At 69.6% G+C, this 25,881-nt stretch carries 26 protein-coding genes and 2 pseudogenes; 20 read left to right on the plus strand and 8 right to left on the minus strand.

Annotated features, from left to right (window positions below):
- The 4 genes from RND61_RS23710 to RND61_RS23725 all read left to right on the plus strand — a co-directional run bounded on the left by RND61_RS23710 (position 1) and on the right by RND61_RS23725 (position 4,102).
- The gene (locus RND61_RS23710; protein WP_315880088.1) at positions 1 to 1,182 is read left to right on the plus strand and encodes a helix-turn-helix domain-containing protein; all 1,182 of its coding nucleotides are present in this window, start codon (positions 1 to 3) and stop codon (positions 1,180 to 1,182) included.
- A gap of 258 nt (positions 1,183 to 1,440) precedes the next feature.
- A complete protein-coding gene (locus RND61_RS23715; protein WP_315880089.1) occupies positions 1,441 to 2,943 on the plus strand; it encodes a helix-turn-helix domain-containing protein in 1,503 nt (500 codons plus the stop codon).
- The gene (locus RND61_RS23720) at positions 2,940 to 3,659 is read left to right on the plus strand and encodes an HAD family hydrolase (RefSeq protein WP_315880090.1); all 720 of its coding nucleotides are present in this window, start codon (positions 2,940 to 2,942) and stop codon (positions 3,657 to 3,659) included. The genes RND61_RS23715 and RND61_RS23720 overlap by 4 nt, the downstream gene beginning before the upstream one ends.
- A gap of 137 nt (positions 3,660 to 3,796) precedes the next feature.
- The gene (locus RND61_RS23725) at positions 3,797 to 4,102 is read left to right on the plus strand and encodes a MazG-like family protein (protein WP_315880091.1); all 306 of its coding nucleotides are present in this window, start codon (positions 3,797 to 3,799) and stop codon (positions 4,100 to 4,102) included.
- 177 nt (positions 4,103 to 4,279) lie between these two features.
- Here the strand turns inward: RND61_RS23725 and RND61_RS23730 are convergent, their stop codons facing one another.
- Positions 4,280 to 4,462 carry a hypothetical protein gene (locus RND61_RS23730; protein ID WP_315880092.1) on the minus strand — a complete coding sequence of 61 codons (183 nt, stop codon included), beginning with the start codon at positions 4,460 to 4,462 and terminating at the stop codon, positions 4,280 to 4,282.
- Positions 4,459 to 4,962, minus strand: a complete 504-nt coding sequence (locus RND61_RS23735) for a hypothetical protein (protein WP_315880093.1) — start codon at positions 4,960 to 4,962, stop codon at positions 4,459 to 4,461. Before RND61_RS23735 ends, RND61_RS23730 begins: the two co-directional genes overlap by 4 nt.
- Before the next feature lie 544 nt (positions 4,963 to 5,506).
- On the opposite strand from RND61_RS23735, the gene RND61_RS23740 reads away from it, so the two are divergent.
- From RND61_RS23740 to RND61_RS23760, 5 genes are all read left to right on the plus strand, one after another.
- Positions 5,507 to 6,550, plus strand: a complete 1,044-nt coding sequence (locus RND61_RS23740; protein WP_315880094.1) for a PP2C family protein-serine/threonine phosphatase — start codon at positions 5,507 to 5,509, stop codon at positions 6,548 to 6,550.
- A 155-nt stretch (positions 6,551 to 6,705) separates the two neighbouring features.
- On the plus strand, positions 6,706 to 7,248 hold the full coding sequence (locus RND61_RS23745; protein ID WP_315880095.1) for a DUF421 domain-containing protein: 543 nt from the start codon (positions 6,706 to 6,708) through the stop codon (positions 7,246 to 7,248).
- A gap of 270 nt (positions 7,249 to 7,518) precedes the next feature.
- A complete protein-coding gene (locus RND61_RS23750; protein ID WP_315880096.1) occupies positions 7,519 to 8,751 on the plus strand; it encodes a cation:proton antiporter domain-containing protein in 1,233 nt (410 codons plus the stop codon).
- A gap of 170 nt (positions 8,752 to 8,921) precedes the next feature.
- Positions 8,922 to 9,158: a hypothetical protein gene (locus RND61_RS23755; protein WP_315880097.1), complete on the plus strand. Its 237-nt coding sequence runs from the start codon at positions 8,922 to 8,924 to the stop codon at positions 9,156 to 9,158.
- Positions 9,159 to 9,452: 294 nt separating this feature from the next.
- Positions 9,453 to 10,733: a cation:proton antiporter gene (locus tag RND61_RS23760; RefSeq protein WP_315880098.1), complete on the plus strand. Its 1,281-nt coding sequence runs from the start codon at positions 9,453 to 9,455 to the stop codon at positions 10,731 to 10,733.
- A gap of 317 nt (positions 10,734 to 11,050) precedes the next feature.
- On the opposite strand, the gene RND61_RS23765 is transcribed toward RND61_RS23760, so the two are convergent.
- Positions 11,051 to 11,488, minus strand: a complete 438-nt coding sequence (locus RND61_RS23765) for an ATP-binding protein (protein ID WP_315880099.1) — start codon at positions 11,486 to 11,488, stop codon at positions 11,051 to 11,053.
- Positions 11,489 to 12,587: 1,099 nt separating this feature from the next.
- On the opposite strand from RND61_RS23765, the gene ectA reads away from it, so the two are divergent.
- The 8 genes from ectA to ehuA all read left to right on the plus strand — a co-directional run bounded on the left by ectA (position 12,588) and on the right by ehuA (position 18,939).
- Positions 12,588 to 13,136 (plus strand): diaminobutyrate acetyltransferase, encoded by a 549-nt coding sequence (gene ectA / locus RND61_RS23770; RefSeq protein WP_315880100.1) that lies wholly within the window; start codon positions 12,588 to 12,590, stop codon positions 13,134 to 13,136.
- Positions 13,137 to 13,210: 74 nt separating this feature from the next.
- Positions 13,211 to 14,479, plus strand: a complete 1,269-nt coding sequence (gene ectB, locus RND61_RS23775) for a diaminobutyrate--2-oxoglutarate transaminase (RefSeq protein WP_315880101.1) — start codon at positions 13,211 to 13,213, stop codon at positions 14,477 to 14,479.
- A 28-nt stretch (positions 14,480 to 14,507) separates the two neighbouring features.
- Positions 14,508 to 14,912, plus strand: a complete 405-nt coding sequence (locus RND61_RS23780; RefSeq protein ID WP_315880102.1) for an ectoine synthase — start codon at positions 14,508 to 14,510, stop codon at positions 14,910 to 14,912.
- A gap of 58 nt (positions 14,913 to 14,970) precedes the next feature.
- The gene (gene thpD, locus RND61_RS23785; protein ID WP_315880103.1) at positions 14,971 to 15,870 is read left to right on the plus strand and encodes an ectoine hydroxylase; all 900 of its coding nucleotides are present in this window, start codon (positions 14,971 to 14,973) and stop codon (positions 15,868 to 15,870) included.
- A gap of 33 nt (positions 15,871 to 15,903) precedes the next feature.
- Positions 15,904 to 16,818, plus strand: coding sequence for an ectoine/hydroxyectoine ABC transporter substrate-binding protein EhuB (gene ehuB, locus RND61_RS23790; protein WP_315880104.1), 915 nt, complete (start codon positions 15,904 to 15,906; stop codon positions 16,816 to 16,818).
- 12 nt (positions 16,819 to 16,830) lie between these two features.
- On the plus strand, positions 16,831 to 17,505 hold the full coding sequence (ehuC, locus tag RND61_RS23795; RefSeq protein WP_315880105.1) for an ectoine/hydroxyectoine ABC transporter permease subunit EhuC: 675 nt from the start codon (positions 16,831 to 16,833) through the stop codon (positions 17,503 to 17,505).
- Positions 17,505 to 18,140, plus strand: coding sequence for an ectoine/hydroxyectoine ABC transporter permease subunit EhuD (ehuD, locus tag RND61_RS23800; protein ID WP_315880133.1), 636 nt, complete (start codon positions 17,505 to 17,507; stop codon positions 18,138 to 18,140). Before ehuC ends, ehuD begins: the two co-directional genes overlap by 1 nt.
- 37 nt (positions 18,141 to 18,177) lie before the next feature.
- Positions 18,178 to 18,939, plus strand: a complete 762-nt coding sequence (gene ehuA, locus RND61_RS23805; RefSeq protein WP_315880134.1) for an ectoine/hydroxyectoine ABC transporter ATP-binding protein EhuA — start codon at positions 18,178 to 18,180, stop codon at positions 18,937 to 18,939.
- 54 nt (positions 18,940 to 18,993) lie between these two features.
- On the opposite strand, the pseudogene RND61_RS23810 reads toward ehuA, so the two are convergent.
- Positions 18,994 to 19,269 (minus strand): annotated as a pseudogene (locus tag RND61_RS23810) (STAS domain-containing protein); the annotation flags it as partial.
- Positions 19,270 to 19,751: 482 nt separating this feature from the next.
- Positions 19,752 to 21,242: a SulP family inorganic anion transporter gene (locus RND61_RS23815; protein ID WP_391653999.1), complete on the minus strand. Its 1,491-nt coding sequence runs from the start codon at positions 21,240 to 21,242 to the stop codon at positions 19,752 to 19,754.
- Between the two features lie 433 nt (positions 21,243 to 21,675).
- Here RND61_RS23815 and RND61_RS23820 point away from each other — a divergent pair, with 433 nt between their 5' ends.
- The gene (locus RND61_RS23820) at positions 21,676 to 22,110 is read left to right on the plus strand and encodes a MerR family transcriptional regulator (protein ID WP_391654012.1); all 435 of its coding nucleotides are present in this window, start codon (positions 21,676 to 21,678) and stop codon (positions 22,108 to 22,110) included.
- Positions 22,111 to 22,454: 344 nt separating this feature from the next.
- On the opposite strand, the gene RND61_RS23825 is transcribed toward RND61_RS23820, so the two are convergent.
- Positions 22,455 to 23,186 (minus strand): hypothetical protein, encoded by a 732-nt coding sequence (locus tag RND61_RS23825; protein WP_315880108.1) that lies wholly within the window; start codon positions 23,184 to 23,186, stop codon positions 22,455 to 22,457.
- Positions 23,187 to 23,320: 134 nt separating this feature from the next.
- A pseudogene (locus RND61_RS23830) lies at positions 23,321 to 23,473 on the minus strand (LLM class flavin-dependent oxidoreductase); the annotation flags it as partial.
- A gap of 47 nt (positions 23,474 to 23,520) precedes the next feature.
- Between RND61_RS23830 and RND61_RS23835 the strand changes: the two are divergent.
- Positions 23,521 to 24,009 (plus strand): phosphatase domain-containing protein, encoded by a 489-nt coding sequence (locus tag RND61_RS23835; protein WP_315880109.1) that lies wholly within the window; start codon positions 23,521 to 23,523, stop codon positions 24,007 to 24,009.
- 142 nt (positions 24,010 to 24,151) lie between these two features.
- On the opposite strand, the gene RND61_RS23840 is transcribed toward RND61_RS23835, so the two are convergent.
- The gene (locus tag RND61_RS23840) at positions 24,152 to 24,379 is read right to left on the minus strand and encodes a dodecin (RefSeq protein WP_315880110.1); all 228 of its coding nucleotides are present in this window, start codon (positions 24,377 to 24,379) and stop codon (positions 24,152 to 24,154) included.
- 209 nt (positions 24,380 to 24,588) lie between these two features.
- On the opposite strand from RND61_RS23840, the gene RND61_RS23845 reads away from it, so the two are divergent.
- Entirely contained in the window at positions 24,589 to 25,836 is a 1,248-nt protein-coding gene (locus RND61_RS23845; protein WP_315880111.1) for an extracellular solute-binding protein, read from the plus strand.
- Positions 25,837 to 25,881 lie beyond the last annotated feature (45 nt).

The following is a 25,881-nucleotide window of genomic DNA, read 5'->3' on the forward strand; positions in this document are numbered from 1 at the left end:
ATGGACACCTTCACCTCTGCTTCCGGGTCGACCCCGCGCCGGTCGGCTCGGCTGGTCTCCTGGCGCTGGGCGACACCGGAGGCACAGGCCGTCCTCGCCACGCGTGACCTGGCTTCGATCCTGAGGTACTACCGGCACGTCCACGGCACCAGCCAGCTGGAGGCCAGCGAGCTCCTGGGCTACGACAAGACGTACATCTCGGCCCTGGAACTGGGCAAACGGCATCTGAGCGATGTCGGCAGCCTGCGTCACGTTGCCGAGCGGCTCGCTCTGCCCCCGCACGTCCTGGGCGTCACCGACCCGGCCGACACCGACCACCGGGCGATGATCCAGTTCGGCACCTCCACCGTGCGGCTCGCCGAGGTCGCCCGCCAGTGCGGGCGAGCGGCCGAAGCCGTCGCCGAACTGTGGCCGCTCGTCGCCCGTCTGGAAGCCCGCGCCCAGGACGGAAGCACCGAGCGGGACGTCCTTCGGCTCCTTGCGCACGCCCGGCTGAGTCTCGGGACGGCCCTGGGCAACGTGCTGCCCGAGGAACGGCTGGCCACCGCCGCGCACTGGACCGCCAAGAGCCTGGACGTCGTCCGCGCCTTCGACGACCGGGCCCTGACCACCACCGCCCTGCGCATGCACGGCAATGAGCTGCGCAAGGCGGGCCTGCTCGGCGCGGCCGTCGACCGGCTCACCCAGGCCGCGGCCACCGCCCCCAGTACCGAGGAGCGAGCCGCGGTACTGCCGCTCCTGGCCCGTGCCGCCGGCGCCCTCGGCAACGCGGCGCTGTTCGACCATGCCGTCCGCGAAGCCCACCAGTTCCTCGACACGGTCGAGCACACCAGCCTCGTCAACCCCATCGCCCTCTACGAGATCCGCCTTCGCGGCCTCATCTCCACCGGCCGCACCCGCGACGCGATACGGCATGCTGAGTCCGCCCCGCCCGCCCCGACCGTCACGGTCGCACCCCAATGGCGTGTCATCGAACTCATCACCACCGGCCGCGTCCGCCTCCTCGCCGGCGACAGCCACGGTGCTACGCAGCTCCTGACCACGGCCGTACGCGAAGCCCAGGCCCAGCGCCTCCCGCACCAGCTCCAGCGCGTCCAGCGCACCGCCGTTGGCAGGCTGCCCGACACTCACGACGCCGCCACCCGTGCTCTGGTCCAGCTCCGCACCGAGATCGCTGCATAGCCGAAGGCGGGTGCCACGTGACGCGGGCACAGCCGGGCATCCTGTTCCCATCGGGCGTCTCCTCCCTGGGCTGGCAGATCAAAACGGCCTGTCACCAGCGCAGTTCGGCGGTGAGTGCCTGTCAGTGCCATGAGTCTGGAGGCGTGCCGACTTCGAGGGCATCGCTGCGGCGATATCGCTGCAGCGATATCGATCTCCACCTAGCCTGGTCTCATAGCCGGGGGGAGCTGGAACGTGGCAAGGAAAGCCGAGGTGAACATGCCAGGGGGGCCAGGGCGCACGTGCGTGAGGTGCGGGCTGCCGATCAGCCGGTACAACCCCGACACCCGCTGCTCCGCCTGCGTCCGGTCCGATGCGACACCGACGATCCCGGACCGGGCCTGGCGCGATGAGGAAGTGCACCGGGCCCTTGCCGCCTGGGATTTCGGAACGGTCGTACGACTGGTCCGCCGCCGCTCCGGGCTCTCACAGAAGGCCGTACGGGAGCTGACCGGACTGACCCAGGGCTTCATCTCGGACCTGGAGCGCGGCCTCAAACAGGTCAACGGCCGCGAGACGATCATCGATCTCCTGACCGGACTCGGGCTTCCAGCCGACCTGCGCCACCTCCTCCTCGCCCCCTTCGCGCAGGCCGAATCGCAGCGGCTTGTCGAGGCCATCGATCCGGCTCTGCCGTGGACGGCGGCTCGTATGGTGACTTCACTGGAAGCAGCCGTCGGAGGAGCCATGAACGGATTGAACCGCCGCAGCCTGATCGCCGCGCTGGGCGGGGCCGGCCTCACGCAGTACATCCTGCAAGCAGCCGTCGCCCCTCCTGAGGCCGTCGCCGCCACCGCCCGGAACGGAATCAGCGTCTCCGACCAGCTCCTCACCAGCCTGCAGTCCACCACCGACGCCCTGCGCCAGGCCGACGCCAGCCACGGCAGCGGCAACCTCGCCCGAGCCGCCACAGCGCACCTGAAGGTCCTCCTCCGGCTCCTGAAAGAAGGAGACTTCGACGAGGCGACCGGCCGACGCCTCGCGGCGGTGACCGCGGACACCGCGATCCAGACCGGCTGGTACCACTTCGACAGCGGCGCCCACACCGCCGCCCACAACCTCCTCCTCGGAGCCCTGCGCGCTGCCCACGCCAGCGGCGACAGCAGGCTGCGGGCCGGGGCGCTGTCCTTCATCGCCATCCACGGCTACTCCGCCGGCGACCCCCGCGACGCGATCACCGCCACGCGCACCGCCCGCCAGATCATCACCGACCAGGACGCGCCCGCCCTGCACGCCATGCTCCTCACCCGCCAGGCCCGCGGGCACGCCCGCCTACGCGAAGACCGCCAGGCCCTCACCGCCCTGGAAGAGGCACAGGCCCTGTGCGCCCGCGGACGCGGAGAAGACGACCCGCACTGGCTGTACTGGATCAACCTCGGAGAGATCATGGGCCAGACCGGCAGCTGCCTGCTCGACCTCGGCCGCCCCGACCAGGCCGCCCAGGCGTTCGCCGACGCCCGCAACGCCTTCAGCCCGGACGAGATCCGCACCCGCGCCCAGTTCCTCTCCCGCGCCGCCACCGCCCAGATGCGCGCCGGCGACGTCGAGGCCGGATCCGCCACCGGACACGAGGTCCTCGCTCTCGTCGACGGAGTCCGCTCCGCACGGCTGGACGACAACCTGGACGCGATGCTCACCGAAGCCCGCCGCTACTCATCGGCGGCACCCGCCCGGGACCTCCTGGAACGTGGTCAGGCCGTCATGAGCGAGCGTGCCGCATGATCCTGGTCCTGTGGGACATCGACCGCACCCTCGTCTACACCGGCGATATCGACCGCCGCGTCTACCGGGAGGCATTCACCAGCGTCGTCGGCCGTCCCCCGACAGCCCTGCCCGCCCGTGGCACCGGGGTCACCATGCCCCTGGCCGTCCGTGAACTCCTGCGCGTCAACCAGGTTCCCGAACAGGACGTGGAGGCGCTCGCAGCCCGCATCGTCGCCGAGCTCCCCGAACGCCTCGCCGGACACCGCGAGCTGCTGGTCCGTGACGGGGTCGTCATGCCCGGAGCCGTGGACGCGCTCGCCGCGGTCCAGCAGGCGGAAGACCTGATCCCGACCGTCGTCACCGGAAACCTGCGCGGCAGCGCCGAGACCAAGCTGTCCGAGCTGGGCCTCATCGGCTACCTCGACACCACCATCGGCGGCTACGCGTCCGACAACCTCCACCGCCCAGCTCTCGTGCGCATCGCCCAAGACCGGGCAGCCGCCAAGCACGGAGGCCGTTTCCACCGCGACAACACAGTGATCGTGGGTGACTCGCTGGAAGACGTGCGCACCGGCCTGGAAGGTGGCGCCAGGGTCATCGGGGTCGCATCAGGCACCACCACCGCCGAACAGCTCCGCTCCGCGGGAGCACAGCACGTCCTTTCCGACCTCACCTCCACCACCACCCTCCTCCACTTCATCAATCGGGCTCAGGCTGCCGTACGGGGTCGGTGAGGAACGGGTTCACCGCGTTCTGGAGGCGATCCACGGTGACGTGACCGGTGAGGGCGACGGCTCGCCGAACCCGGCACGCCGTCGCACAGCTCCCGCTAGGCTGCGAGAGCACCTGCCGCACCACCGCCGGAGAAGCCGTGGACATCGGATCGGCCCAGAAGCTCGCCTGGGAGAACAAGACCATCAAGGGGTTCAACACCACGGATGTGGCGTTGGAGTTCGGTCTCCTCACCGCCGAGGTCGGCGAAGCCTTCACCGCCTGGCGCAAGGGCCTGCCCGACCTCGGAGAAGAGCTGGCCGACGTCTTCCTCTACCTGACAGCCCTGGCCGAGATGAACGGCGTAGACCTCGCCTCAGAGGTAGAGCGGAAGATCAAAAAGAACGCACGCCGCACGTATGAGCGAAACGCGCACGGGGCACAGGTCCGGACGAGCGACGGGTAAGCGTTCCCGCTGCTGTGACTGAGCGTCACGGTTGGCCAGTGAGCGCTCCACCTGGCTGGTCTGAGCGTTCGCGGTCGCTGTCCAGAGTCATCGCCTTGGATAGCGCCGGGGGTACCCGGCGCGAAGGTGTGGCAGATTCGCCTGGGCGGCACGCCCGCGCGTGCCGCCCAGGTGAGCTCAGCTGCGGGTGACGGCGACGAGCACGCCGACGACGGTGGCCATGAGCATCATGGCGGCGAGCGCAGCGGTGGCGGCGGTGGCCCAGGTGGGTCGGTGCAGCAGCAGGGCCAGGACCCCTTCGCCAACAAGCAGGGTCACCACAAACAGCAGCGTGATCAAGAGCAGGGCGGTCAAGGTCATGCCTGCTCCTGCCGCCGGGCAGCGGCCGCAGCGGCATGCTCGGCGTACCGACTGCCGAAGCGCTGGAGCTTGCGGCGCACCCGCGTGCCCAGGGCGGCCGGGTCGAGGCCGGCGACCAGGGGCGTGTCCAGCTCGGTGACGATGGCTGCGGCCTCGGCCCAGATGGCGGCGCGCGTGTTGGCCCAGGTCATTGCGACTGCGCGTTCGACCGGGGTGAGTTGGGCGAGGACCGCAGCGATGCGAGGTTCGTCGGACAGGGTGCCGGTCAGGAGCTCGTACGGGTCCGGGCCGCTGGCGACGACGTCGTACGTGGTCAGGCCATCGCCGAAGATCTGGTCCAGGCTCCACAGCCGCGCGCGGTTGATCTTGCGCTGCCAGATCGGGGTCAGTTGCCGGTGGATCTCCTTCGCCTCGGCTTGGAGGTGTTCCAGAGCTGAGGGCGCGAGGCTGCCGCCACTGAGCAGCGGCGCCGCCCACGGGCCCATCAGCGCGGTCGTCACTGGCTCTCGCCACCCGTTCCACAAGCCTAATTCATCGCTGACGAAGGCGTTGGCCTGAGGTTCCGTCGCCGCTGTCATCGGCTCGATCGGTTTCCGTCACGACGGTGCCCGTGCCTTGGTCACCGACAGCCTCTACCTCGATCTCCGTCGAGCCTTGCGCAAACCGGCCGACAACCTCGAGATGTGCTACCTCACCGGCCTGGACCCCAGGGGCTACGCCCGCGTCCTGCATGCCCGCAGCGCCTTGACGCTGATCAACCGGACCACCGTCCAGCTGTGTGCTTTGGCCGAGGAGGTGCCGGTGGGCTGGCTGGTCCGGCTCACGACCGCGTGTCAGGGAGGGCAGGCATCGCAGCGTGGCAGTGGCCGAAGTGGTCGGACGCCAGGTCCGGGAAGCGTGGGGCGGCCGGTACGGCGTGGAGATCGGTGTGCCGCGTTTACCCCTCGGATGGTGGATGCGGGGGTCTGCCATTATGGATCTTATCTGCCGGGCTGGAACCGTGCCGGTCTGGTCCAGGCCGTGTCCGGGCGAGGAGAGGGCTGAATGGAAGCGGGGAGCCGTCGTCACGCCGTGCTGTCGGCACTGCCCTTCGCCATGATGGCGGCGGTTGCGGTGGCCGACGTCGCTGCCGGTCCCGCAGTGGGTTTCTTGCCGCTGGTGGCGCTGGGGCCTGCCTTCGCTCCGCTCATTGGTAGCTGGCGGCGTACCGCTTGCGTCGGTGGGGTCGCGCTCCTGCTGTGTGTCGCTCTCGGCTGGTACAACGGCCTACTCGGCGCTGTTCGCGGTTTCATGAGCATCGCTTCCGTTGCCGGTGTCACCGCAGCAGGCCTCGTGGCCGTATCCATGCGTCAGCAACGCGAGGCGGAACTGGCCAGCGTGCGTTCCATCGCCGAGGCCGCTCAGCGAGTGCTGCTCAAGCCCGTTCCGCGGCTCGCGGGGCGTGTACGTGCGGCGGTGTCCTACATGTCCGCCGTGACCGAGGCGCGCATCGGCGGTGATCTCTACGAAGTGGTCATTTCGCCCAATGGTGTGCGGGTGATCGTTGGTGATGTCCAGGGCAAAGGGTTGGAGGCGGTGGAGACCGCGGCCGTGGTCCTTGGGGCTTTCCGCGAAGCGGCTCCGGAGGAGACAAGCCTGGCAGAGGTGGGTTGCCGACTGGAGCGGGCCGTCGAGCGGGATCTGGAAGGGGAGAAGTTCGTCACCGCCATCCTCGCCGAGGTGAAGGCGGAACAGGTCGTCTTCCTCAACTTCGGTCATCCGGCGCCCCTGCTGATCCGTGCCGACGGCACCACGTCCTGGGCCGACCCCCCTTGCCATGCGCTCCCCCTCGGCCTGAGTGCTCACCTGGACCACCCGGAGCCGTTCTGCATCGACTTCCTTCCCGGCGACCAGCTCTTGCTCTACACCGACGGCGTCACCGAAGCGCGTGACGCCGAGGGCCGCTTCTATCCCCTCGCAGACCGCGCCCACCTGCTCAACGAACGCGACCCAGAAGCAGCGCTGGAAACCTTGCGTCAGGACCTGCTGCAGCACGCCAGAGGCCCGCTGCACGACGACGCCGCGATGTTGCTGCTCCGCTATCGCTGACACCGTACGATCCCCGTCCCTCCGTGCGCCCCCGCACTGCCGCAACCGGGACCGGCATCCCCATGGTCCTGATGAAAGCAGCACAAACTGAGCGGGGGTACACCGCCGGTGTGGCTGACAGGTCCGGCCTTCGCTTCGTCGGGTAGATGTAGGGGATGTTCTACGACTCCTGGTACGACATGCTTCGCGTGGCGGTCATGGCTGTATGTGCCTATGCGGCACTGATCGTGGTGGTGCGGTTGTCGGGCAAGCGGACCCTGGCGAAGATGAACGCCTTCGACCTGGTGGTCACTGTGGCTTTGGGTTCGACTCTGGCCACCATCCTCCTCAACCGCAGTGTGTCCCTGGCCGAGGGAGCTCTCGCTCTGGCGCTGCTGGTGGTCCTGCAGTTCATCAATGCCAAGTCTGCCGTTCACTCACGCGGATTTCGGCGGCTGATCAAGGCGGAACCGACGTTGCTGCTGAAGGACGGTCGCATGCTCACCGATGCGATGGCTCGACAGCGGGTCACCGAGAGTGAGGTGCGCCAGGCGATTCGCTCGCAGGGGATCGGTGCGGTCGAGGACGTCACCGCGGTGGTACTGGAGACCGACGGCAGCTTCAGTGTCCTCAGCCGGTCTCAGACCGGCTCCGGCAGCTCTCTTCAGGACGTCCGCAGGCCGGCTCCGCGAGCAGCCGGGCAGGCGAAGGGAGAATGAAGCGCGGGAAGAAACCCGCATCGGCTATCAGGGGCTGTGCCGGCCTGCCCGCCTCCTTTGGACGAGCCGGGTCCGGGCCGCTCCGGGAACTGCCAACCGGTCAGGTGGCATGCTCGGTCCGACACCGGCCTGCGGAGGAAGAGTACGGGAAGCGGGACGTGGCTTCGCCTTGCGGTGTCCGGGAGGCGGAACGTTTCGCGCCAGGGCCGTTCGGGTGCCGGTGCGGCCAACAAAGGTACGCCGTGATCGAGGTGGGGCACTCGCAGATACATGCTGGATGTTCTACTGACCACCGTTGGTGTCCTGGCCCTGGTGGTGGCCGCGCTCTCGAAGTGCATCCAGCGGGCCCCGCTGACCGCTCCCCTTTTGGCCCTGCTGACTGGAGTCGTCCTGGGCCCCGCAGGGCTCGGCGTCATCGATCTGCCCACCGTGGTAGACGGGCACAAGGAGCTGCACGAGGCCTCCCGCCTGCTCCTGGCCGTCTCGGTGATGGCTGTGGCCTTGCGTTACCGGTTCTGCGATGTGCGGGCGCAAGTCAAACCCGTGATGCTCCTGCTGATCCTCGCGATGGCCGGGATGACGCTGGTGACCACGGTGGTGTCAGCCGCCGCTCTCGGCGTCGGGTTGGGCGCGGCGGCATTGTTGGGCGCGGCCCTGTGTCCCACGGACCCGGTACTGGCCTCCAGCGTCGTCACCGGTGAGCCCGCCGAGAAGACCGTCGCGGCGCGCACCCGGCAACTGCTTTCCCTGGAGTCGGGGGCCAATGACGGCCTCGCCCTGCCCCTGGTGCTCGCCGCGATCGCGATCGCCGGACCCCTGAGCGGTGGCGAGGCGGTGTTGGAGTCCCTCTGGCAGGTTGCGGGCGCCACGCTGCTGGGAGCGGCGACCGGCTGGCTGGGCGGCACAGTGCTGCGGGCCGCCGAGAACCACCGCACTATGCAGCCGGGCCCGCTGCTCCTCTACACCCTGATGCTCGCCCTGCTGGTGCTGGGCCTGTCCGGGCTGCTGCGCGTCGACGGTGTGCTGGCCGTCTTCGTCGCCGGTCTGGTCTTCAACGCGGCCGGCTCGATCGACGAACGAACGACCGAGAACAAGATCGACGAGGCGATCAACCGGTTCGCCGTCCTGCCGCTGTTCGTGGTGTTCGGCGCCATGGTCCCCTGGCAGGCGTGGGCAGACCTGGGGTGGTGGCGCGGGCTGCTGCTGGTTTTGGGCGTGCTGCTGCTGCGCCGCCTGCCGGTCGTGCTGGCCCTGAAGCGCCCGCTGGCCTTGACGTGGCGTGATGCGCTCTTCCTGGGCTGGTTCGGGCCCATCGGCGTCTCAGCTCTGTTCTACCTGACGATGGAGGCACACCGGCTCAGCGCCGATCCGCGGGTACTGGCTGCCGGGACGCTGGTCATCGCCGCCAGCACCGTGGTACACGGCGTCACCACCACATCCGGGCTGAAGGCCTACCGCACAGCGGGCCGGCGGGCGAGGGCCTCCGAAAGCGGTACGGGGTGACCTCGCCCTGATAGTTCCAGGTCGCGCCCGGCCGACCCCTACGGGGACGGCCGTATGCAGCCTGGCAGGATGTGCGGCTGAACGCGCGAGCAGAAAGGACACCTGTGCACACACGGTCGAGGAAACGAGGAGTCATCGGCCTGCTCCTTCAAGCGGGCGCCGGGCTGGCTGTGCTGGCGCTGCTCGCCGGACTGCTCCAGGCGGCGATTCCGGTCGGCGTGGCGGCCGCCGCGACAAGGGAGGGCGGCAGTGCTCTTGCCGCCTCGGTCCTGAGAGCCGTCTCCAACGGTGCGTTGGGAGCCGCGGTCTGCGTCGTGCAGCTCGCGCTGCTGTTCCTCTGTCTCAAGGGCGTTCGGTTCTGCTGGTACCGCTGGCGCGGCCAGCGACCGAAGCCGCAGACAGCCTGATCGAGCCCCCGGTCGGGTGCATCACAGCCATGGACCCCGCAGAACCAGGGTGGCACCTGTATTTTCAACGCTCCGGGTGCAGCGGTGGACAAGGCCGGACTGCCGACCGTCTGCCGCCGCCCAAACCGACCGCGGATGCACCGGGCACAGGAAGTCCGCACGGGCTCGTGCGGTGACAGGCGCGTTGGCGGGGTACCGGTAACCAGGCCCAAGCCCTCCAAGCGGAGAGGCAGAGGCGCCTGCCGGTCCGGCGCCGGCGTCGGCAGCATTTGATCGACAGCGGGAGCACGTCTGGTGGTACTCGTCATCGTCTTCGGAGTGGCGCTGCTGGTGGCTGTGCTGCTGTCCGGACTGGCCGCCCGATCGGTGCTGTCGACCTCCCTGCTCTTCCTGGCGGGCGGCGCGCTCGTCAGCGACGGCTTCCTCGGCCTGATCCACATCACCCCGGACAGCGACATCGTCCGGGTCACCGCCGATCTGGCGCTTTTCGCGGTGCTGTTCACCGACGGCATGCACGTCTCCTTCCCCGCCCTGCGCCGAGCCTGGCGCAACCCGGCCCGCGCGCTCGGTCTGGGCATGCCGCTGGCCTTCCTCGGAGTCGCGCTGCTGACACACTTCTTCGTCGGATTGGACTGGACGACGTCTTTCCTGGTCGGCGCGGTGCTGGCACCCACCGATCCGGTGTTCGCCTCGGCCATCGTGGGCCGCAAGGAGGTCCCCGCCCGGCTGCGGCAACTGCTCAACATCGAAAGCGGCGTCAACGACGGCCTGGCGCTGCCGTTCGTCCTCGTCCTCATCGCGGCCGCCGCACCCCCCGGCCATGCCGAGGACGTCGGCTTCGGCCCGATCGCCGGTGAACTCCTCCTCGGGCTGCTCTTCGGCGTGGCCCTGCCGCTGCTGGTGCACTGGCTGGTCAAATTCCGGCTGCTGGGCGCGGAACCCAACCTCCAGCCCCTGCTGCCGCTGGCGGTCGGCGTCGTCCTGTACGCGGCTTGCCACCTCACCCACGCCAACCCCTACCTGGCCGCCTTCTCCGCGGGCGCGGTCATCGCCGCACTCGCACCCGAGGCCAAGGATGCCTTCGAGCCGTTGGGAGGAGCCCTGGCGGAGCTGGCCAAGTTCGCGGCGCTGCTGGTCTTCGGCGCGCTGCTCACTCCGCACCTCTTCGGTGAGCTGTCGGTCGGCGGTTACGCGGTGGCCGTCTTGTCCATCGCCCTCATCCGCCCGGCCTCTCTGCTGCTGTCCTTGGCGGGCACGGATTTCAACCGCAAGGAGAAGCTCACCGCGGCCTGGTTCGGCCCCAAGGGATTCGCCTCGGTGGTCTATGGACTGCTGGTGCTCCAAGCCGGCATTCCTCGGGGCGAGGAAGCGTTCACCCTGATCGCCGTCACCATCGCCTTCTCGATCATCGCCCACAGCAGCACGGACGTACCGATCGCACGGATCTTCGACGTCGAAGAACTGATCGGCCTCCCCGACGACGACAAAAAGCCACAGCGCCAGCCGTCGTCCCCTGGCGGGGAAGGCAACAACACAAAGATCAACAGCCATCACGGCCAGTCCCGGGCGGACTGAGCAGCCCTGCCCGCGAGGACGCTCAGACGCCGTTCTCCCGGCAAGGAACCGAAACCGTCGGTTCTATCCCGGTGCGGCCGGACTTCGAGGAGCACGGCTGCACGTGTGCGCACGGACCGAGCACGCTGTGCCGAGGGCTGCCGGAGCTCTGGCTACTGCCGGCCGCCCGGCGCCGATGTGTACCACCCTGCCCGGCCGCCAGCCGCTCCGTTGCCGCGCTCGGCGTCTGGTCACGTCCACCCCCGGCCATGCCGCGCCGTCGTCAGCTCCGGCCGCGATCGGCACGCCCGGCCGTAACGGCGCGAGCTCGTTCGGATTCACCGTCCGCCGTCGTCCAATGCGACCGTAGCTTTAACGCGCTTACCCCCCGACTCGCGGCGGATCTCGAAGCTGCGGCACACGGCCATCACGATCTCCAGGCCGTGCTTGCCGACCCGGTGCGGATCGGCTTCCCGGGGCACTGGCAGGGTCGGATCGCTGTCCCAGACGCTGATTTCCACGGTGCCGTCGCCGACCTTTAGATTCAGCAGGCATGGGCCGGATGCGTACTTGTGCGCGTTGGTCACCAGCTCGCTGACTACCAGCTGGGCCAGGCCCATTGCACGCTCTGACACCGGGATACCGTGAACGGCTTGCACCTCGGTCATGAAACGGCGGGTCTCATCCCGCGCTTCGGCGATCCGCTCCCCGCCCTCCAGGGCGACAACAAACAGCAGGGGACGGCTGACCAGCGGTTGATCCTCGTCTTCGTGCACTGGCTCCGTACCGCCACTCTTGTCCTGTAGCAACCTGGCTAAAGGCGCTCACATACCCCCAAATCTCGTCTACACGCAACCCTCGAATCACGGATGCATAACTCTCTCAGCGCGTCGTCGTCAGACTGGGAACGCCGGCGGGGAGAAGCCCGAACGGGCACCGCCGTGCCTGCCCCAGTCACACTTGGCAGGGTCTGCGGTGTCCGGCGTCGAGGAGAGGTTACTGCTCACTGTCCGACGGCCCTGTTCCGACCGCGCCCACCGCCGTCCGCCACCGTCCGCCGGCCGTCGTCGAGGAGGTGCTGCTCGTGCTCGGCTGTGCCGCGCCGCCGTACGGGCCGGGCGAGTATGGTCCCCGGAGGTTGCCGGGCGGATCGCGGTGAGTCGGGTGCCGCCGGGGGTTCGCTGCCCGGGCCGGGCAGGCCGCGGCACGTCCCGCCCGCTCCTTCGCGTGCTCGTCGGTGGGCAGGGAGCTGGAGATGGTCGCCCGCGACCGCGACACCTGGATCGTCACAGGCGACTTCAGTCCCGATGTCCAGTGGTAGCGGAACTTCCACAGCACTCCTTGCGCGACGGTCCAGTTCGGCCGTTGATACCACGCGGTCACCACGACGTTTCCCACACCGGTGGAGGGTGGCCGGATCATGAACGACTACGCCGGCTGTCACCCCCGCGCCGCACGAACGCTGCGCCGCTTCACGGACTTCGCGTTCGACGGCTCCGCGTCCACCTCTCACGAGGCGGGGGAACGCATCTCCTTCGTCCGGCTGGAGGCCCGGCCACTGCGCGCCTTACCCCCGCGGGGGCTTCATGGAGGCGTCCAAAGGCTCTACTCCTTGCCTATGCCACCTACCTCAAACCTCCGCAAGGTAGACGATCCGATAACGCTCACGACGCGATCGTGACACAGAGCAATGGTGTTATGGCGTCGTTATAAACGATGTATTTGTTCGCTAATCACCGGATTAGCCCCACGCATTCATGGAACCGTGTGCGCCTCACCACGCCCGCCGACGGCGTTCCCGTAACACAGAACCTGGCGTTCCGGAAGATCGGAAGGCCAGGAACTTCATCCCTGTGCTCGGTAACTTCGGCGCCCATGACCACCGCTCGTACCGAGCCGGGCCGCACCCCGAGCCTGGCACACACGCATGCCGCGCAGTGCCGCATCGACAGCCCCACCGTGGCGGACGGGCCACACCTCTGGCGCATCGCGCGGGACTCCGACGTGCTGGATCTCAACTCGCCCTACAGCTACCTGCTGTGGTGCCGGGACTTCGCCGACACCTCCGTGGTGGCCCGGGATCCGGAGGGACGACCCGTCGCCTTCGTCACGGGCTATCTGCGCCCCGAGGAGCCCGGCACTCTCTTCGTCTGGCAGGTCGCCGTCGACGCCGCCCACCGCGGACTGGGCCTGGCAGCCGCCCTTCTCGACACCCTGTCGGCCAGGGTCGCCGAGGCGAGCCGCCTCGACCGGGTCGAGACGACGATCACGCCGGGCAACACGCCTTCCGAGCACCTCTTCCGCTCCTACGCGGCCCGGCACGGAGCCGCTGTGGCGTGCGAGGTCCTCTTCGCCCCCACGGACTTTCCCCCACCCGGGCACCAGACCGAAGTGCTGTACCGCATCGGCCCCATGGCCGCCTGATCCGAAGCCGCCCGCCGACCGGTCGGATCACCGCCGTCGACACCCGCACCCGCGCACCCTCACTGGAGTACGACGTGACCATCATCGACACCGTTCCCAGCGTCTTCGAGACCGTCGAGTCCGAGGTCCGCAGCTACTGCCGCGCCTGGCCCACCGTCTTCGCACGGGCCAGCGGCAGTCGGCTGTACGACGAGCACGGCCACTCCTTCCTCGACTTCTTCGCCGGCGCCGGCTCGCTCAACTACGGCCACAACAACCCCGCCCTCAAACGCCCTCTCCTCGACTACCTCGGAGCCGACGGCGTCACCCACGGACTCGACATGTCGACCACCGCGAAGCGGGACTTCCTGCAGACGTTCCGCTCGACCGTCCTCGAACCCCGAGCCCTCCCCTACAAGGTGATGTTCCCGGGCCCGACCGGCACCAACGCGGTCGAGGCGGCCCTGAAGCTCGCCCGCAAGGTGACCGGCCGCAAGACGGTGGTCTCCTTCACCAACGCGTTCCACGGCATGTCGCTGGGCTCCCTCGCCCTGACCGGCAACGCCACCAAGCGCGCGGGCGCCGGTGTTCCGTTGACCCACACCACCCAGATGCCCTACGACCACTACCTCGGCGGACGGGTTCCCGACTTCCTCTGGTTCGAACGGCTCCTGGAGGACTCCGGGTCCGGCCTCGACCACCCGGCCGCCGTGATCGTCGAGACGGTCCAGGGCGAGGGCGGCGTCAACGTCGCCCGCGCCGAATGGCTGCGCGGGCTCGCGGATCTTTGCCGCCGCCGGGACATGCTCCTGATCGTCGACGACATTCAGATGGGCTGCGGCCGGACCGGCGACTTCTTCTCCTTCGAGGAGGCGGGCATCACTCCGGACATCGTCACCCTGTCCAAGTCGATCAGCGGCTACGGCATGCCCATGGCCCTCACCCTGTTCCGCCCGGAGCTGGACCTGTGGGAACCCGGCGAGCACAACGGCACCTTCCGCGGCAACAACCCGGCCTTCGTCACCGCCACCGCCGCGCTCGACACGTACTGGCGCGACTCGGCCCTGCGCGACCGGACCCTCCAGGCAGGCGGGCGTGTCGAGGCCGCCCTGCGCGAACTGGCGGCCGGTCACGAACGGCTGGGCATGTCCTTCCGCGGGCGAGGCCTCGTCTGGGGTCTGGAGCTCGCACACGAGGGGCGGGCCGAGGCCGTGTGCCGCCGGGCGTTCGAGCTCGGCCTCCTCATAGAGACCTCGGGACCCCGAAGCGAGGTGATCAAGCTCCTGCCACCGCTGACCGCCTCCGACGACGAGCTCGACGAGGGGCTCGGCATCCTCGCCCGCGCCGTCCGCCACACCGCCTGAAGCCCCACCACGGAAAGGCACCGCCCCCATGATCGTCCGCAGCTTCGACGAGCTGGAGAACACCGAGCGGCACGTGAGGTCCGCCTCCGGCACCTGGGAGAGCAAGCGCATCGTCCTCGCACGCGAACGCGTCGGCTTCTCCCTGCACGAGACCGTCCTCTACGCCGGGACCGAGACGACGATGTGGTACGCGAACCACGTCGAGGCCGTCGTCTGCACCGCCGGCGAGGCCGAGCTCACCGACCACAAGACCGGCACGACGTACACCATCACGCCCGGGACGATGTACCTCCTCGACGACCACGAGCGGCACACGCTCAAGGTCAAGGAGGAGTTCCGCTGCCTGTGCGTCTTCAATCCGCCAGTCACCGGCCGCGAAGACCACGACGAAAACGGCGTCTACCCGCTCCTCACCGAGCCGGACCCCCTTTGAGACCCGACGGCACTCCCCACCCCCGCAGGCACCGGAAGAGCAGGAAAGGCAGAGATCCATGGCCTCCGCACCCGCCCGTCCCCTCGACACCTACCCCACTCGCGGCACCGAGGAAGCCCTCGTCGACCGCAAGGACCCCGTCGTCTGGTCCGAGCCGGGCACCCCCGGCCCGTTCTGGCCCCGTGAGCTGGAGGACTACGAGCGCAACGGCTTCCTCGCCGTCGACGCCCTCGTCACCCCCGAGGAGGTGACGAAACTCCGCGCCGAACTGGACCGCCTCGTCGACGATCCGACCGTACGCGCCGACGAACGGGCGATCGTCGAGCCGCGCTCCCAGGAGATCCGCTCCGTCTTCGAGGTCCACCGGATCAGCGAGGTGTTCGCACGGCTCGCCGCCGACCCCCGCCTCGTGGATCGCGCCCGGCAGATCCTCGGCTCCGACGTCTACATCCACCAATCCCGGATCAACGTCAAGCCCGGCTTCGGCGCCAGCGGCTTCTACTGGCACTCCGACTTCGAGACCTGGCACGCCGAGGACGGCCTGCCCCGCATGCGGACCGTCTCGGTCTCGATCGCGCTGACGCCGAACTACACCACCAACGGCAGCCTCATGATCATGCCGGGCTCGCACCGCACCTTCCTCGGCTGCGCCGGCGCGACACCCAAGGACAACTACAAGAGGTCCCTGCAGATGCAGGACGCCGGAACCCCCTCGCCCAAGGCGCTCACCGCCTTCGCCGAGGCGTGCGGCATCGAGCACTTCACCGGCGAGGCCGGCTCCGCCGTCTGGTTCGACTGCAACGCCCTGCACGGCTCGGGCGACAACATCACCCCGTACCCGCGCAGCAACGTCTTCCTCGTCTTCAACAGCGTCGAGAACGCACCCGAACTGCCCTTCGCCGCACCCGTCCGGCGTCCGTCCTTCATCGCAGCACGCGACGTCACCCCCATCGGCTGACATCGCTCCCACCCACACCGGAGAAAGGACGGCATGACCCCCTCACTCACCCGCAGACGCCTCTTCCTCACCGGCGGCGCGCTCCTGGGCGCGGGAATCGCAGCCCCGGGGCTCCTTACCGCGTGCAGCCGTACGGAGACCGGCAGCGGCACCCCGGCCGACGACGCCGACCTGCTGGCGAAGCTGCGCGAGCAGGGCCACGTCCGGATCGGCTTCGCCGGCGAGGCACCGTACGGCTTCCAGGACGGCGGCGAACTCGCCGGCCAGGCACCGACGCTGCACCGGGAGATCTTCACCGCGCTCGGCATCGCCGAACTGCAGCCCACCCTGACCGAGTTCGGCGCTCTGATCCCCGGCCTCCTCGCCGGACGGTTCGACGTGGTCAGCGCCGGCATGGCCATCACCCCCGAACGCTGCGCCAAGGTGATCTTCTCCGAGCCCGAGTTCGTCTCCCCCACCGCCCTCATGGTCCCGAAGGGCAACCCGAAGAGGCTGACCGACCTCAGGTCCTGCGCGGCCAAGGGCGCCACCGTCGGCGTGCTCACGGCCGCCGTGGAGACCTCGTACGCCAAGGCCGCCGGGGTGCCGGCCAGCTCGGTGAAGGCGCTGGCGAAGCAGCAGGACGGGCTGGACGCCCTACTCGCCGGCCGCATCGACACCTTCGCCCTCACCGGCATCTCCCTGCGCTGGCTCGCCCGCACCAACGAAGGCGCGGCCGTGGAGGTGCTGGAGCCGTTCGTGCCCGTCATCGACGGCGTCGAACAGCACAGCCCCGGCGGCGCCGTCTTCCGGCCGGGCGCCACCGGCCTCCGGGACGCCTTCAACCAGGAGTTGAGAAAGATCACCGCCGATCCCGCTCGCTATGTGCGGCTCATCGGGAAGTACGGCTTCACCGAACGCGAAGTGCCGCCGCGCACCCTGCGCACGGCCGACCTGTGCACGGCGTGATGGGACGTGGGCATGGCTGACTTCCTGCCCGAACTCGGCCGGGCGCTGCCCGACGTCGGCGAGGGCCTCCTTATCACCCTGGAGGCCACCGTGCTGGGCGCTGCCCTCGCTCTCGTGCTCGCCTTCAGCCTGGGCCTGGCCTCCCGCTCCTCGCGGCTGCTGGTCCGGGGCGCCACACGGGTGACCGTCGAGTTCCTCCGCGGGACATCGCTGTACGTGCAGCTCTTCTGGCTCTACTTCGCACTGCCCATGCTCGGCTTCCGCCTGGAGCCGATGGCCTGCGGGGTGCTCGCCTTCGGATTCAACTACGGCGCATACGGCGCGGAGGTCGTGCGGGGCGCCGTGAACGCGGTGCCCCGCGCCCAGCGCGAGGCGGCGATCGCCCTCGGCATGGGACCGGCCCTGCGCCTGCGCCGGATCCTGCTCCCTCAGGCATACGTCCTGATGATCCCACCCTTCAAGAACCTGCTCATCCAGCTCCTCAAGGCCACCCCGCTGCTCTCCCTGGTGACCGTCACCGACCTCACCTTCCAGATCGACCAGCTGCGATCGGCGACCGGTGGCACGGCCGCCGCCTATCTGCTGCTGCTCCTGCTGTACTTCGGCGTGGCCAGCCTCCTGGGCACCGGGATGAACGCCCTGGAGCGCACCGCGAAGGGGCGGCTCGGGCAAGAGGGTGGTGCATGATGTGGGACATGGAAGCGGCTCGCGCCGCGCTGCCCGTCGTACTCGAGGGCTTCGGTGTCACACTCCTCGCCACGCTCCTGGGCTTCCTCGTCGCGGTGCTGGCAGGACTCGTCATCGCGCTACTCCAGCGCGCGGACATCCGGTGGATCACCCTCCCGGTGAGTTTCCTGGCGCACTTCGTGCGCTCCACCCCGGTCATGGTGCAGCTGTTCGCCGCATGGGTGCTCATCCCCGGTCTCGACGCGCTGCCGCTCGGCATCGCGGTCCTGGGCCTGCACTACGCGACGTACCTCTCGGAGGTCTACCGCGCGGGAATCGACGCCGTGCCGAAAGGCCAGTGGGAGGCGTGCACGGCCCTCTCCCTGCCGCACCGCCGGGTCTGGTGGGCCGTGGTCCTGCCGCAGGCCGTGCGCAACGTCCTGCCCGCACTGGGGAACTACGCGATCTCCCTGTTCAAAGAAACCCCGTACCTGTCGGTCATCACCGTGCACGAGATGGTCCACGAGGCAAGCACCTTCGGCAGCACCCACTTCGCCTATCTGGAGTCCTTCACCCTCGCCGCGGCCGTCTTCCTGGTCGCGAGCTGGCCCACTTCCCTTCTCGTACGACGTCTGGAGGCACACCTTGCCCACTGACAGCCGACCGGTGGCCGACCCCGGCGACGCTCCCGAGATGATCCGCTTCGAGCGGGTGACGAAGCGCTTCGGCGATCACACCGTCCTCGACGGCCTCGATCTGACGGTCGCTCCCGGCGAGCGGGTGACGCTGATCGGACCGAGCGGCTCCGGGAAGACCACCATCCTCCGACTTCTTATGACGCTGGAGCGGGTCACCGACGGCGTCATCCACGTGGACGGAAAGCCGTTCTCGCACATGCCGACCGGTCCGGGCGGCCGACTGGTCCCGGCGAGCGAGCGCTACCTCACCCCGCGCCGCAGACGCATCGGCATGGTCTTCCAGCAGTTCAATCTCTTCCCCCACATGACAGTCCTAGCCAATGTGACAGAGGCCCCGGTCCACGTCCTCGGCCTGGACAAGGACGAGGCCGCTCGCCGCGCCCGGGACCTGCTCGACCTCGTCGGCCTCGCCGACAAGCACGACGCCCACCCCACGCGGCTCTCCGGCGGACAGCAACAGCGGGTCGCCATCGCCCGCGCGCTCGCGATGCGTCCGGAGATCCTGCTTCTGGACGAAGTGACATCAGCGCTCGACCCGGAGCTTGTGGCGGAGGTGCTGGACGTCCTGCGCGAGGTGGCCCGAACCACCGACATCACCATGCTGTGCGTGACCCACGAGATGGGCTTCGCACGGGACATCTCCGACCGGATCATGATGTTCGACCACGGCCGCGTCCTGGAGTCCGGGCCCCCGCAGCGGCTCCTCGACGCACCCGAGCACGAGCGCACGCGGGCGTTCCTGCGGGCGGTCCGCTGACGGGTCCGGCGAATGTCCGGCTTGTCGACGCGGTGCGCCGGCATGCCTGGGTCTTCAGTGTCCAGCTATCAGCGCGTCGCTCAGCTTGCCGTGAAGTGCGATGTTGGGAGTATTGAGGCCGGTGATCTTGTCGACCTTGCCGCGCTGGGCGTACTTCACCTCGACCGTGTCCAGGGCCGCGATGAAGGAGGCGTCCCAGATGTGCGCGGCCGAGAGGTCGATGACGACCCTCTTCGGGGCGCCCGCGTAGTCGAATCGGCCGACGAGGTCGTTGGAAGAGACGAAGAACAGCTCGCCGGTGACCCAGTAGACGACCGTGCCGCCGTCGGGGCCGACGAGCAGCTCGGGCATCCGCGGTCCGACGTCGGCGAATTCGCGGGCAGTGTCGACGTCGTGGGTGTGCACGGCCCGGATGTAGGTGAACGCGTCGGCGACGCGGTTCGGGCGCATGGGGCGAGTGGTTTGATGGCGGTGGTCTCGGGCATGACGCTCTCCTTGCGTACGGGCCGCCCCGCCGATCGCGGCGGCTTCGGAAACGAGTCTCAGAGCGCGGGGCTGTGGACAGCGGCCGCGTGCGGGACGGGACCGAGACCGGACGACGCCTATGTGACGACGCAGCACAGTTGGCAAATCAGCACGCTTGTTGGCAAGCGATGTCTGCCGTCACTCTGTGGAGTCCTGCGGTCTCTCGTCCATGCGTAGGTCAGCGGTGCGGGGCGGAACGGGTCGAAGGCGGCTCGGCTTGACCTGTGAGAACGACAAGAGGACCCCTGCCGCGGGCCGGGGTCCTCTTGGGTTTCGCAGGGGTGGGGTCAGTGGCTGCCGGCGAGTTCGCCGGTGAGCTTGCCATGGAGGTCGGCGCTCAGGTCGTTCAGCCCGGTGATTTCCACGGTCTTGCCGCGCTGGGCGTACTTGGTCTCGATCGCGTCCAGGGCGGCCACGGAAGAGGCGTCCCAGACGTGGGCCTCGGAAAGGTCGATGACGATCTTGTCGGGGTCGCCGGCGTAGTCGAACTGGCCGACGAGGTCGTTGGAGGAGGCGAAGAACAGCTCGCCGGTGACCCGGTAGACGACCGTGGTGCCGTCGGGGTCGAGGACGCTGTGTACGCGGACGAGGTGGGCGACTCGCTTGGCGAAGATGACCATGGCGGTGATGGAGCCGACGACGACGCCGACGGCGAGGTTGTGGGTGGCCACCACGGCGACCACGGTGACGACCATGACGGTGATCTCGCCGGCGGGCATCCGCTTGAGCGTCTTCGGGGCGATGGAGTGCCAGTCGAAGGTCGCGAACGAGACCATGACCATGACGGCGACGAGGGCGGCCATGGGGATGTCGGAGACGACCGGGCCGAAGGCGATGCAGAGCACCATCAGGAACGAGCCCGCAAGGAAGGTGGACAGGCGGGTGCGGGCGCCGGAGACCTTCACGTTGATCATGGTCTGGCCGATCATGGCGCAGCCGCCCATGCCGCCGAAGAAGCCGGTCACGATGTTGGCGATGCCCTGGCCGATGGACTCGCGGGTCTTGGAGGAGGGGGTGTCGGTGATGTCGTCGACCAGCTTCGCGGTCATCAGCGACTCCATCAGGCCGACCAGCGCCATCGCGAACGCGTACGGTGCGATCGTCGTCAGGGTGTCCATGGTGAACGGCACGTCCGGCAGGCCCGGCACCGGCAGGGAGGACGGCAGCTCGCCCTTGTCGCCGACGGTGGGCACCGCGATGCCGGCCGCGACCGTGATGACGGTCAGGATGACGATCGAGACGAGCGGGGCCGGGATCACCTTGGTGACCTTCGGGAAGAACACCATCAGCGCCAGCCCGCCGATGATCAGCGGGTACACCGCCCACGGCACATCGTGCATCTCGGGCACCTGGGCCATGAAGATCAGGATGGCCAGCGAGTTGACGAAGCCGATCATCACCGAGCGCGGGACGAACCGCATCAGCTTCGCCACCCCGAGCGCGCCGAGCGCGATCTGGATGACACCGGCGAGGATGACGGCGGCGATCAGGTAGCCCAGGCCGTGCTCACGGTTCAGCGGCGCGATCACGAGCGCCACGGCGCCGGTCGCGGCCGAGATCATCGCCCGCCGGCCGCCGACGATCGAGATCGTCACGGCCATGGTGAACGAGGCGAACAGGCCGAGCGCCGGATCGACGCCCGCGATGATGGAGAACGAGATCGCCTCGGGGATCAGGGCGAGGGCGACGACCAAGCCGGCCAGGATCTCGGTGCGCCAGACCTTGGGGTTGTTGATCCAGTCGGGCTTGAGGCCACGCAGCCGCGCGGCGGGAGTCACAGCAGCAGAAGACAAGGAGATGCGTACCTGTCGTGCTCGGGCACACCCCTACGGCAGGCCGGGGCGCGCGGGAAGGATGCGCGGGGACCGGAACGGCACCCCGCGAGCGGCCCGCAAAGCAGGGCCGGAAGTCATGAAAGGCAGACGTGAGGCGGCGGCGCGCACGGGCGACCTGCGGCTCACGGAGGGGGGCGAAGTGTCACGGCGGGCAGGCGGCGGCGGTCGGCGTCATGGGCTCGCGCACGCTCTCTCCTGCAAGAATCGGATCTTCGCCGGGGGCGGCATCGGCCCCGGAACGGCATCAGCGGGGCAGCCGGGCCGCCCTCACCTTCATCAACTCTACCCTAACGTTAGAGTAGAGGTCGGTGGGGTCGCACGGACGCGGCCCGCCACGACGGGAAGGGCCAGGGACACGGGCGTGTACGACAAGCACATGCAGATCGGCGAGGTCGCCGCGCGGACGGAGCTGTCCCTGCGCACCATCCGGCACTACGAGGAGACCGGCCTGGTCATCCCCTCCGCCCGCTCCCAGGGCGGCTTCCGCCTCTACACCGAGACCGACGTCGCCCGCCTCATGGTCATCCGCCGCATGAAGCCGCTCGGATTCACCCTGGACCAGATGCGCGACCTCCTCGACGCCACCGACCGCCTCGACGGCGACGACGCCCTCGATGCCGACGAGCGCGAGGCGCTGCTGGAGCGGGTGCGGACCTACCGGCAGGCCGCCGCCGAGCAGGTGGAGAAGCTGCGCGCCCAGCTGTCCCGGGCCGAGGACTTCGCCGACACGCTGGGCGCCCGCCCGGAGCAGAACGCTCCTGTGACCCGCCCGTCGGCCGGTCACACTCCGCGATCACTGGTGGCCAACTAACCTGCGTCACCCTTGCCAACTACGAGGCGTCACAACTCCCTGACCTGGGACGCCCTGCGGCCGTTCTTGCCAACTAGCCTGCGTCGTCACAGCCTATGACTCCAGTCACGGATAAATCCGCCCGTCAAAGGGGTGGTCAAGGAGGAATCGGACACTCGTCGGTGCTGGGTGTCAGACTGCGGTCAAGGGGTGGCTTCGCACGGTGGCCCCGGCCGCGTACCGCTTCGCGCGTACGCGGCTGGACCTGTCACCGACCCGGCCCCGCAGGGCCGGAGAACCCCGAGGACACGACCACCACCTCCATCCTGCCGATCCCGCCCGTCCCGCCGACCGGGTCGGACGTGTCAGATGCCGCCGCGGCAGCAAGCTCCGCAGCGGGCCCCGCGGCCTCCCGCCGCCGTCCGACGGTTGTCGCTGATCAGGCTTCTTACCCGCCCGCTCCGACGGGTTGCAACTCCTCTTCTCCTGCTCCTGATGTTTCTGGAGAGGCGTTCCGGCCCCGCAAGGCGACGGTGACGAAGGCCGGCGCGGACCTTCGCGGCGAAGCCCTGCTCACCCTGGCCCGGCTGCGCCTGGCCACGCCCCGCCAGCTCAAGGCGCTGCTGCTGCCGCACCAGCAGAGCACCGACCACGTCCGCCGGGCGCTGCGCAACCTCCACGCGGACGCTCTGGTCGGCCGGGCCCAGCGCGCCCAGCACAGCTACTGGCACTGCGCCCCGGCGCGCCCCGATCCGAACGTCCGCCAGCACGTCCGCCGCGTCGTCGAGGAGCTCGCCGAGACGTTCGCGCACGGCGTCGGCCTCCTCGCCCGGCGGCTGCCGGGACTCGAACGTTCCCTGGGCGGCCAGCAGGTCGGTCTCCGCCTCCCCCAGCAACACCGACACGTACGGACCGGTCAGCCGGCCCTTTCCGGCCGCCTCCACCGCCAGCCGGGCGGTGGACACCGCCGAAGCCGCCGTCTGCGCGGTGTTGGCCGCCTTGCGCCGGTAGTCCTCGCCCGAAGGGGAAGGCCCCGCGCACCCGGCCACCTGGGCCTTGCGACGGAAAAGCTGAGCATCAGTCTCGTCGGAGCCCACGACGTCTCACCGCTTCCGTGCGCGAGCTCGTTAGCGGAACAACGGCGACCAGATCCGGTCCTTCGTTGTAAGAGTCCTTCAAATGGCCGCAGAGCCTTGACCTGCTATTTTGCCTCCTACCAGGGTGTACGATGCACCCAGAACCGGTGGTAGCCCAGCGCCTCGACCTCCCGCGCGAGCTCCACCGTGTCCCGCAGCGCCCCGGCGGCGTCACCGCCCTCGCGGACGCGGGAGCGGTCCAGGACGGAGAGGCGGAACGGCAGCGGGGCGGCGGTTGAAGGACTCACGCCAGGTTCAACGCCTCCCGCCCGGAGGGATTCCCTACGCTGACGACGTGACGAGCGACAGCAGACCCCTGGCCGTGTTCGACCTGGACAACACCCTCTCCGACGCGCGGCACCGGCTGCACTTCCTGGAGCGCACGCCGCGCGACTGGGACGCCTTCTTCGACGCCGCCCCGCAGGACCCGCCGCTCCCGCCCGGTGTCGCCCTGTGCCTGGAGGCGGCGCGGCAGTGCGAGATCCGCTACCTGACCGGACGCCCCGAGCGCTGCCGGCAGGACAGCCTCGACTGGCTCGCGGCGCACGGCCTGCCCCGGGGCCGCCTCCACATGCGCCGCGACGACGACCGGCGCCCCGCCCGGCTGACCAAACTGGAGGTGCTGCGCCGGCTCGGCCGGAACCGGGAGGTCCGCATGCTCGTCGACGACGACGAGCTCGTGTGCGAGGACGCCGCGAGGGCGGGGTTCCACGTGGTGCGCGCCGACTGGGCGCTCGGTTCCCGGGCGCTGCGCCGGGCACAGGAGAAGGAGGGCCGTACCTGACGGGCCCGCCCCACGCGGGGACGGCCCGTCCCGAGCGGCCCGCCCCGCCCCCGCACGGGTCCGCCCCCGTGCGGGCGCGGCCGTGCCCGGCCGGGCCGCCCGCGCGGGGCGGGGGCCGGTGTCCGCGCGGCCGGGGCCCGGCTCAGGACTCGCCGGCGTCCGGGCCGTCGAGCCGGAAGCCCACCTTCAGCCCCACCTGGTAGTGCGCCACCTTGCCCTCCTCCAGGTGCCCCCGGACCTGCGTCACCTCGAACCAGTCCAGGTTGTGCAGCGTCTGCGCGGCCCGCGCGATCCCGTTGCGGATCGCCTCGTCCACCCCCGTGTGCGAGGTGCCCACGATCTCCGTGACGCGGTACGTGTGGTGTGACATGGCGGCCTCCTCGTCGCCGGTGGTGCGCGCGCGCCCGCTGGCGCGCCCTTTCCACGGTGCCCCAGGCCGCCCGGGACCGCGAGGCGGAGCGCACCGGACTTGACCCGGCCATTGGTACATACCAAAATCCAGCCATCGCCCGTGCGAACGCGTTCGCTCCCCCCACGTCGGGTCCGTCCTCCCTGCACCGGAAGCAAAAGGTGACCTACGTGAAGAAGCGCCTGCTCGCCTGTCCCGTCGCGGTCGTCTCCGCCCTCGCCCTCGCCGGCTGCGGCCTCGTCCCCGGTCAGGGCGGCACCCGTACCGTCACCGTCTGGCTGATGAAGGGCAGCGCCTCCGACGAGTTCCTGAAGCGGTTCACCACCGCGTACGAGCAGGAGAACCCCGAGGTCCGGTTGGAGATCGTCCTCCAGGAGTGGACCGGCATCGGCAAGAAGGTCACCGCGGCCCTGGCGAGCGAGGACGCCCCGGACGTCATCGAGGTCGGCAACACCCAGGTCGCCCAGTACGCCGAGACCGAGTTGCTGTACGACCTGACGCTGGAGTCCGTGCGCGACCTCGGCCACGAGGACTGGGTCCCCGGCCTCGCCGAGCCCGGCAGCATCGACGGCAGCCAGTACGGAATCCCCTGGTACGCGGCCAACCGCGTCGTCATCTACCGCAAGGACCTCTTCCGGCGGGCCGGGATCGAGGAGCCGCCCAAGACCCGCGAGCAGTGGCTGGAGGCCACCGAGAAGATCAACCGCACCGGCGCCCAGGGCATCTACCTCGCCGGCCAGGACTGGTACACCCTCTCCGGCTTCATCTGGGACGAGGGCGGCGAACTCGCCGTGGAGAAGGACGGCCGGTGGGTCGGCGCGCTCGACACCCCCGCCGCCCTCAGGGGCATGGAGTTCTACGAGGAGCTCCAGTCCCTCGGCTCCGGCCCGAAGGACTCCGACGAGGAGAACCCGCCGCAGGCCGAGGTGTTCGCCAAGGGCGAGATCGCCCAGATCATCGCCACGCCGGGTGCCGCGGCCGCCGTCCAGGAGCGCAACCCCGCCCTCGCCTCCCAGCTCGGCTTCTTCCCCATCCCCGGCAAGACCGCCGACAAGCCGGGTGCCGTGTTCACCGGCGGCTCCGACCTCGTCGTCCCCGTGAACGCCGGTGAACGCGCCGCCGCCATCGACGTCGTCACGGCCCTCGCCGGCAAGGATTGGCAGACCGACCTCGCCCGCACCATGAACCACGTGCCCAACAAGACCTCCCTCGCCTCCGTCGTCGAGGGCGAGGAGGCCACCGCGGCGATGGCCGCCGGAGCCGCGCACGGGCGGGCCACCCCCAACTCCCCGAAGTGGGCCGACGTCGAGGCGGACAACCCCATCAAGCCGTACATGACGGCCGTCCTCCAGGGCGCGGACCCCGCGGCGGCGGCGCGCCGGGCCTCCCAGCGGATCACCGACGCCCTGGCCGGCTGACCCTCGGGCGCGGCGGCCGGCGAACCGGGCATTCAGCCGCCGCAC

The organism is Streptomyces tamarix (genome assembly GCF_032423885.1).
GTDB lineage: Bacteria > Actinomycetota > Actinomycetes > Streptomycetales > Streptomycetaceae > Streptomyces > Streptomyces tamarix.

Excerpts from the sequence above, each read along its gene's own strand:
- RND61_RS23710 (WP_315880088.1), top strand. The coding sequence starts at position 1 with ATGGACACCTTCACCTCTGCTTCCGGGTCGACCCCGCGCCGGTCGGCT.
- RND61_RS23715 (WP_315880089.1), top strand. The coding sequence starts at position 1,441 with ATGCCAGGGGGGCCAGGGCGCACGTGCGTGAGGTGCGGGCTGCCGATC.
- RND61_RS23720 (WP_315880090.1), top strand. The coding sequence starts at position 2,940 with ATGATCCTGGTCCTGTGGGACATCGACCGCACCCTCGTCTACACCGGC.
- RND61_RS23730 (WP_315880092.1), bottom strand. The coding sequence starts at position 4,462 with ATGACCTTGACCGCCCTGCTCTTGATCACGCTGCTGTTTGTGGTGACC.
- RND61_RS23740 (WP_315880094.1), top strand. The coding sequence starts at position 5,507 with ATGGAAGCGGGGAGCCGTCGTCACGCCGTGCTGTCGGCACTGCCCTTC.
- RND61_RS23745 (WP_315880095.1), top strand. The coding sequence starts at position 6,706 with ATGTTCTACGACTCCTGGTACGACATGCTTCGCGTGGCGGTCATGGCT.
- RND61_RS23750 (WP_315880096.1), top strand. The coding sequence starts at position 7,519 with ATGCTGGATGTTCTACTGACCACCGTTGGTGTCCTGGCCCTGGTGGTG.
- ectA (WP_315880100.1), top strand. The coding sequence starts at position 12,588 with ATGACCACCGCTCGTACCGAGCCGGGCCGCACCCCGAGCCTGGCACAC.
- RND61_RS23780 (WP_315880102.1), top strand. The coding sequence starts at position 14,508 with ATGATCGTCCGCAGCTTCGACGAGCTGGAGAACACCGAGCGGCACGTG.
- thpD (WP_315880103.1), top strand. The coding sequence starts at position 14,971 with ATGGCCTCCGCACCCGCCCGTCCCCTCGACACCTACCCCACTCGCGGC.
- ehuB (WP_315880104.1), top strand. The coding sequence starts at position 15,904 with ATGACCCCCTCACTCACCCGCAGACGCCTCTTCCTCACCGGCGGCGCG.
- ehuC (WP_315880105.1), top strand. The coding sequence starts at position 16,831 with ATGGCTGACTTCCTGCCCGAACTCGGCCGGGCGCTGCCCGACGTCGGC.
- ehuD (WP_315880133.1), top strand. The coding sequence starts at position 17,505 with ATGTGGGACATGGAAGCGGCTCGCGCCGCGCTGCCCGTCGTACTCGAG.
- ehuA (WP_315880134.1), top strand. The coding sequence starts at position 18,178 with ATGATCCGCTTCGAGCGGGTGACGAAGCGCTTCGGCGATCACACCGTC.
- RND61_RS23820 (WP_391654012.1), top strand. The coding sequence starts at position 21,676 with ATGCAGATCGGCGAGGTCGCCGCGCGGACGGAGCTGTCCCTGCGCACC.
- RND61_RS23840 (WP_315880110.1), bottom strand. The coding sequence starts at position 24,379 with ATGTCACACCACACGTACCGCGTCACGGAGATCGTGGGCACCTCGCAC.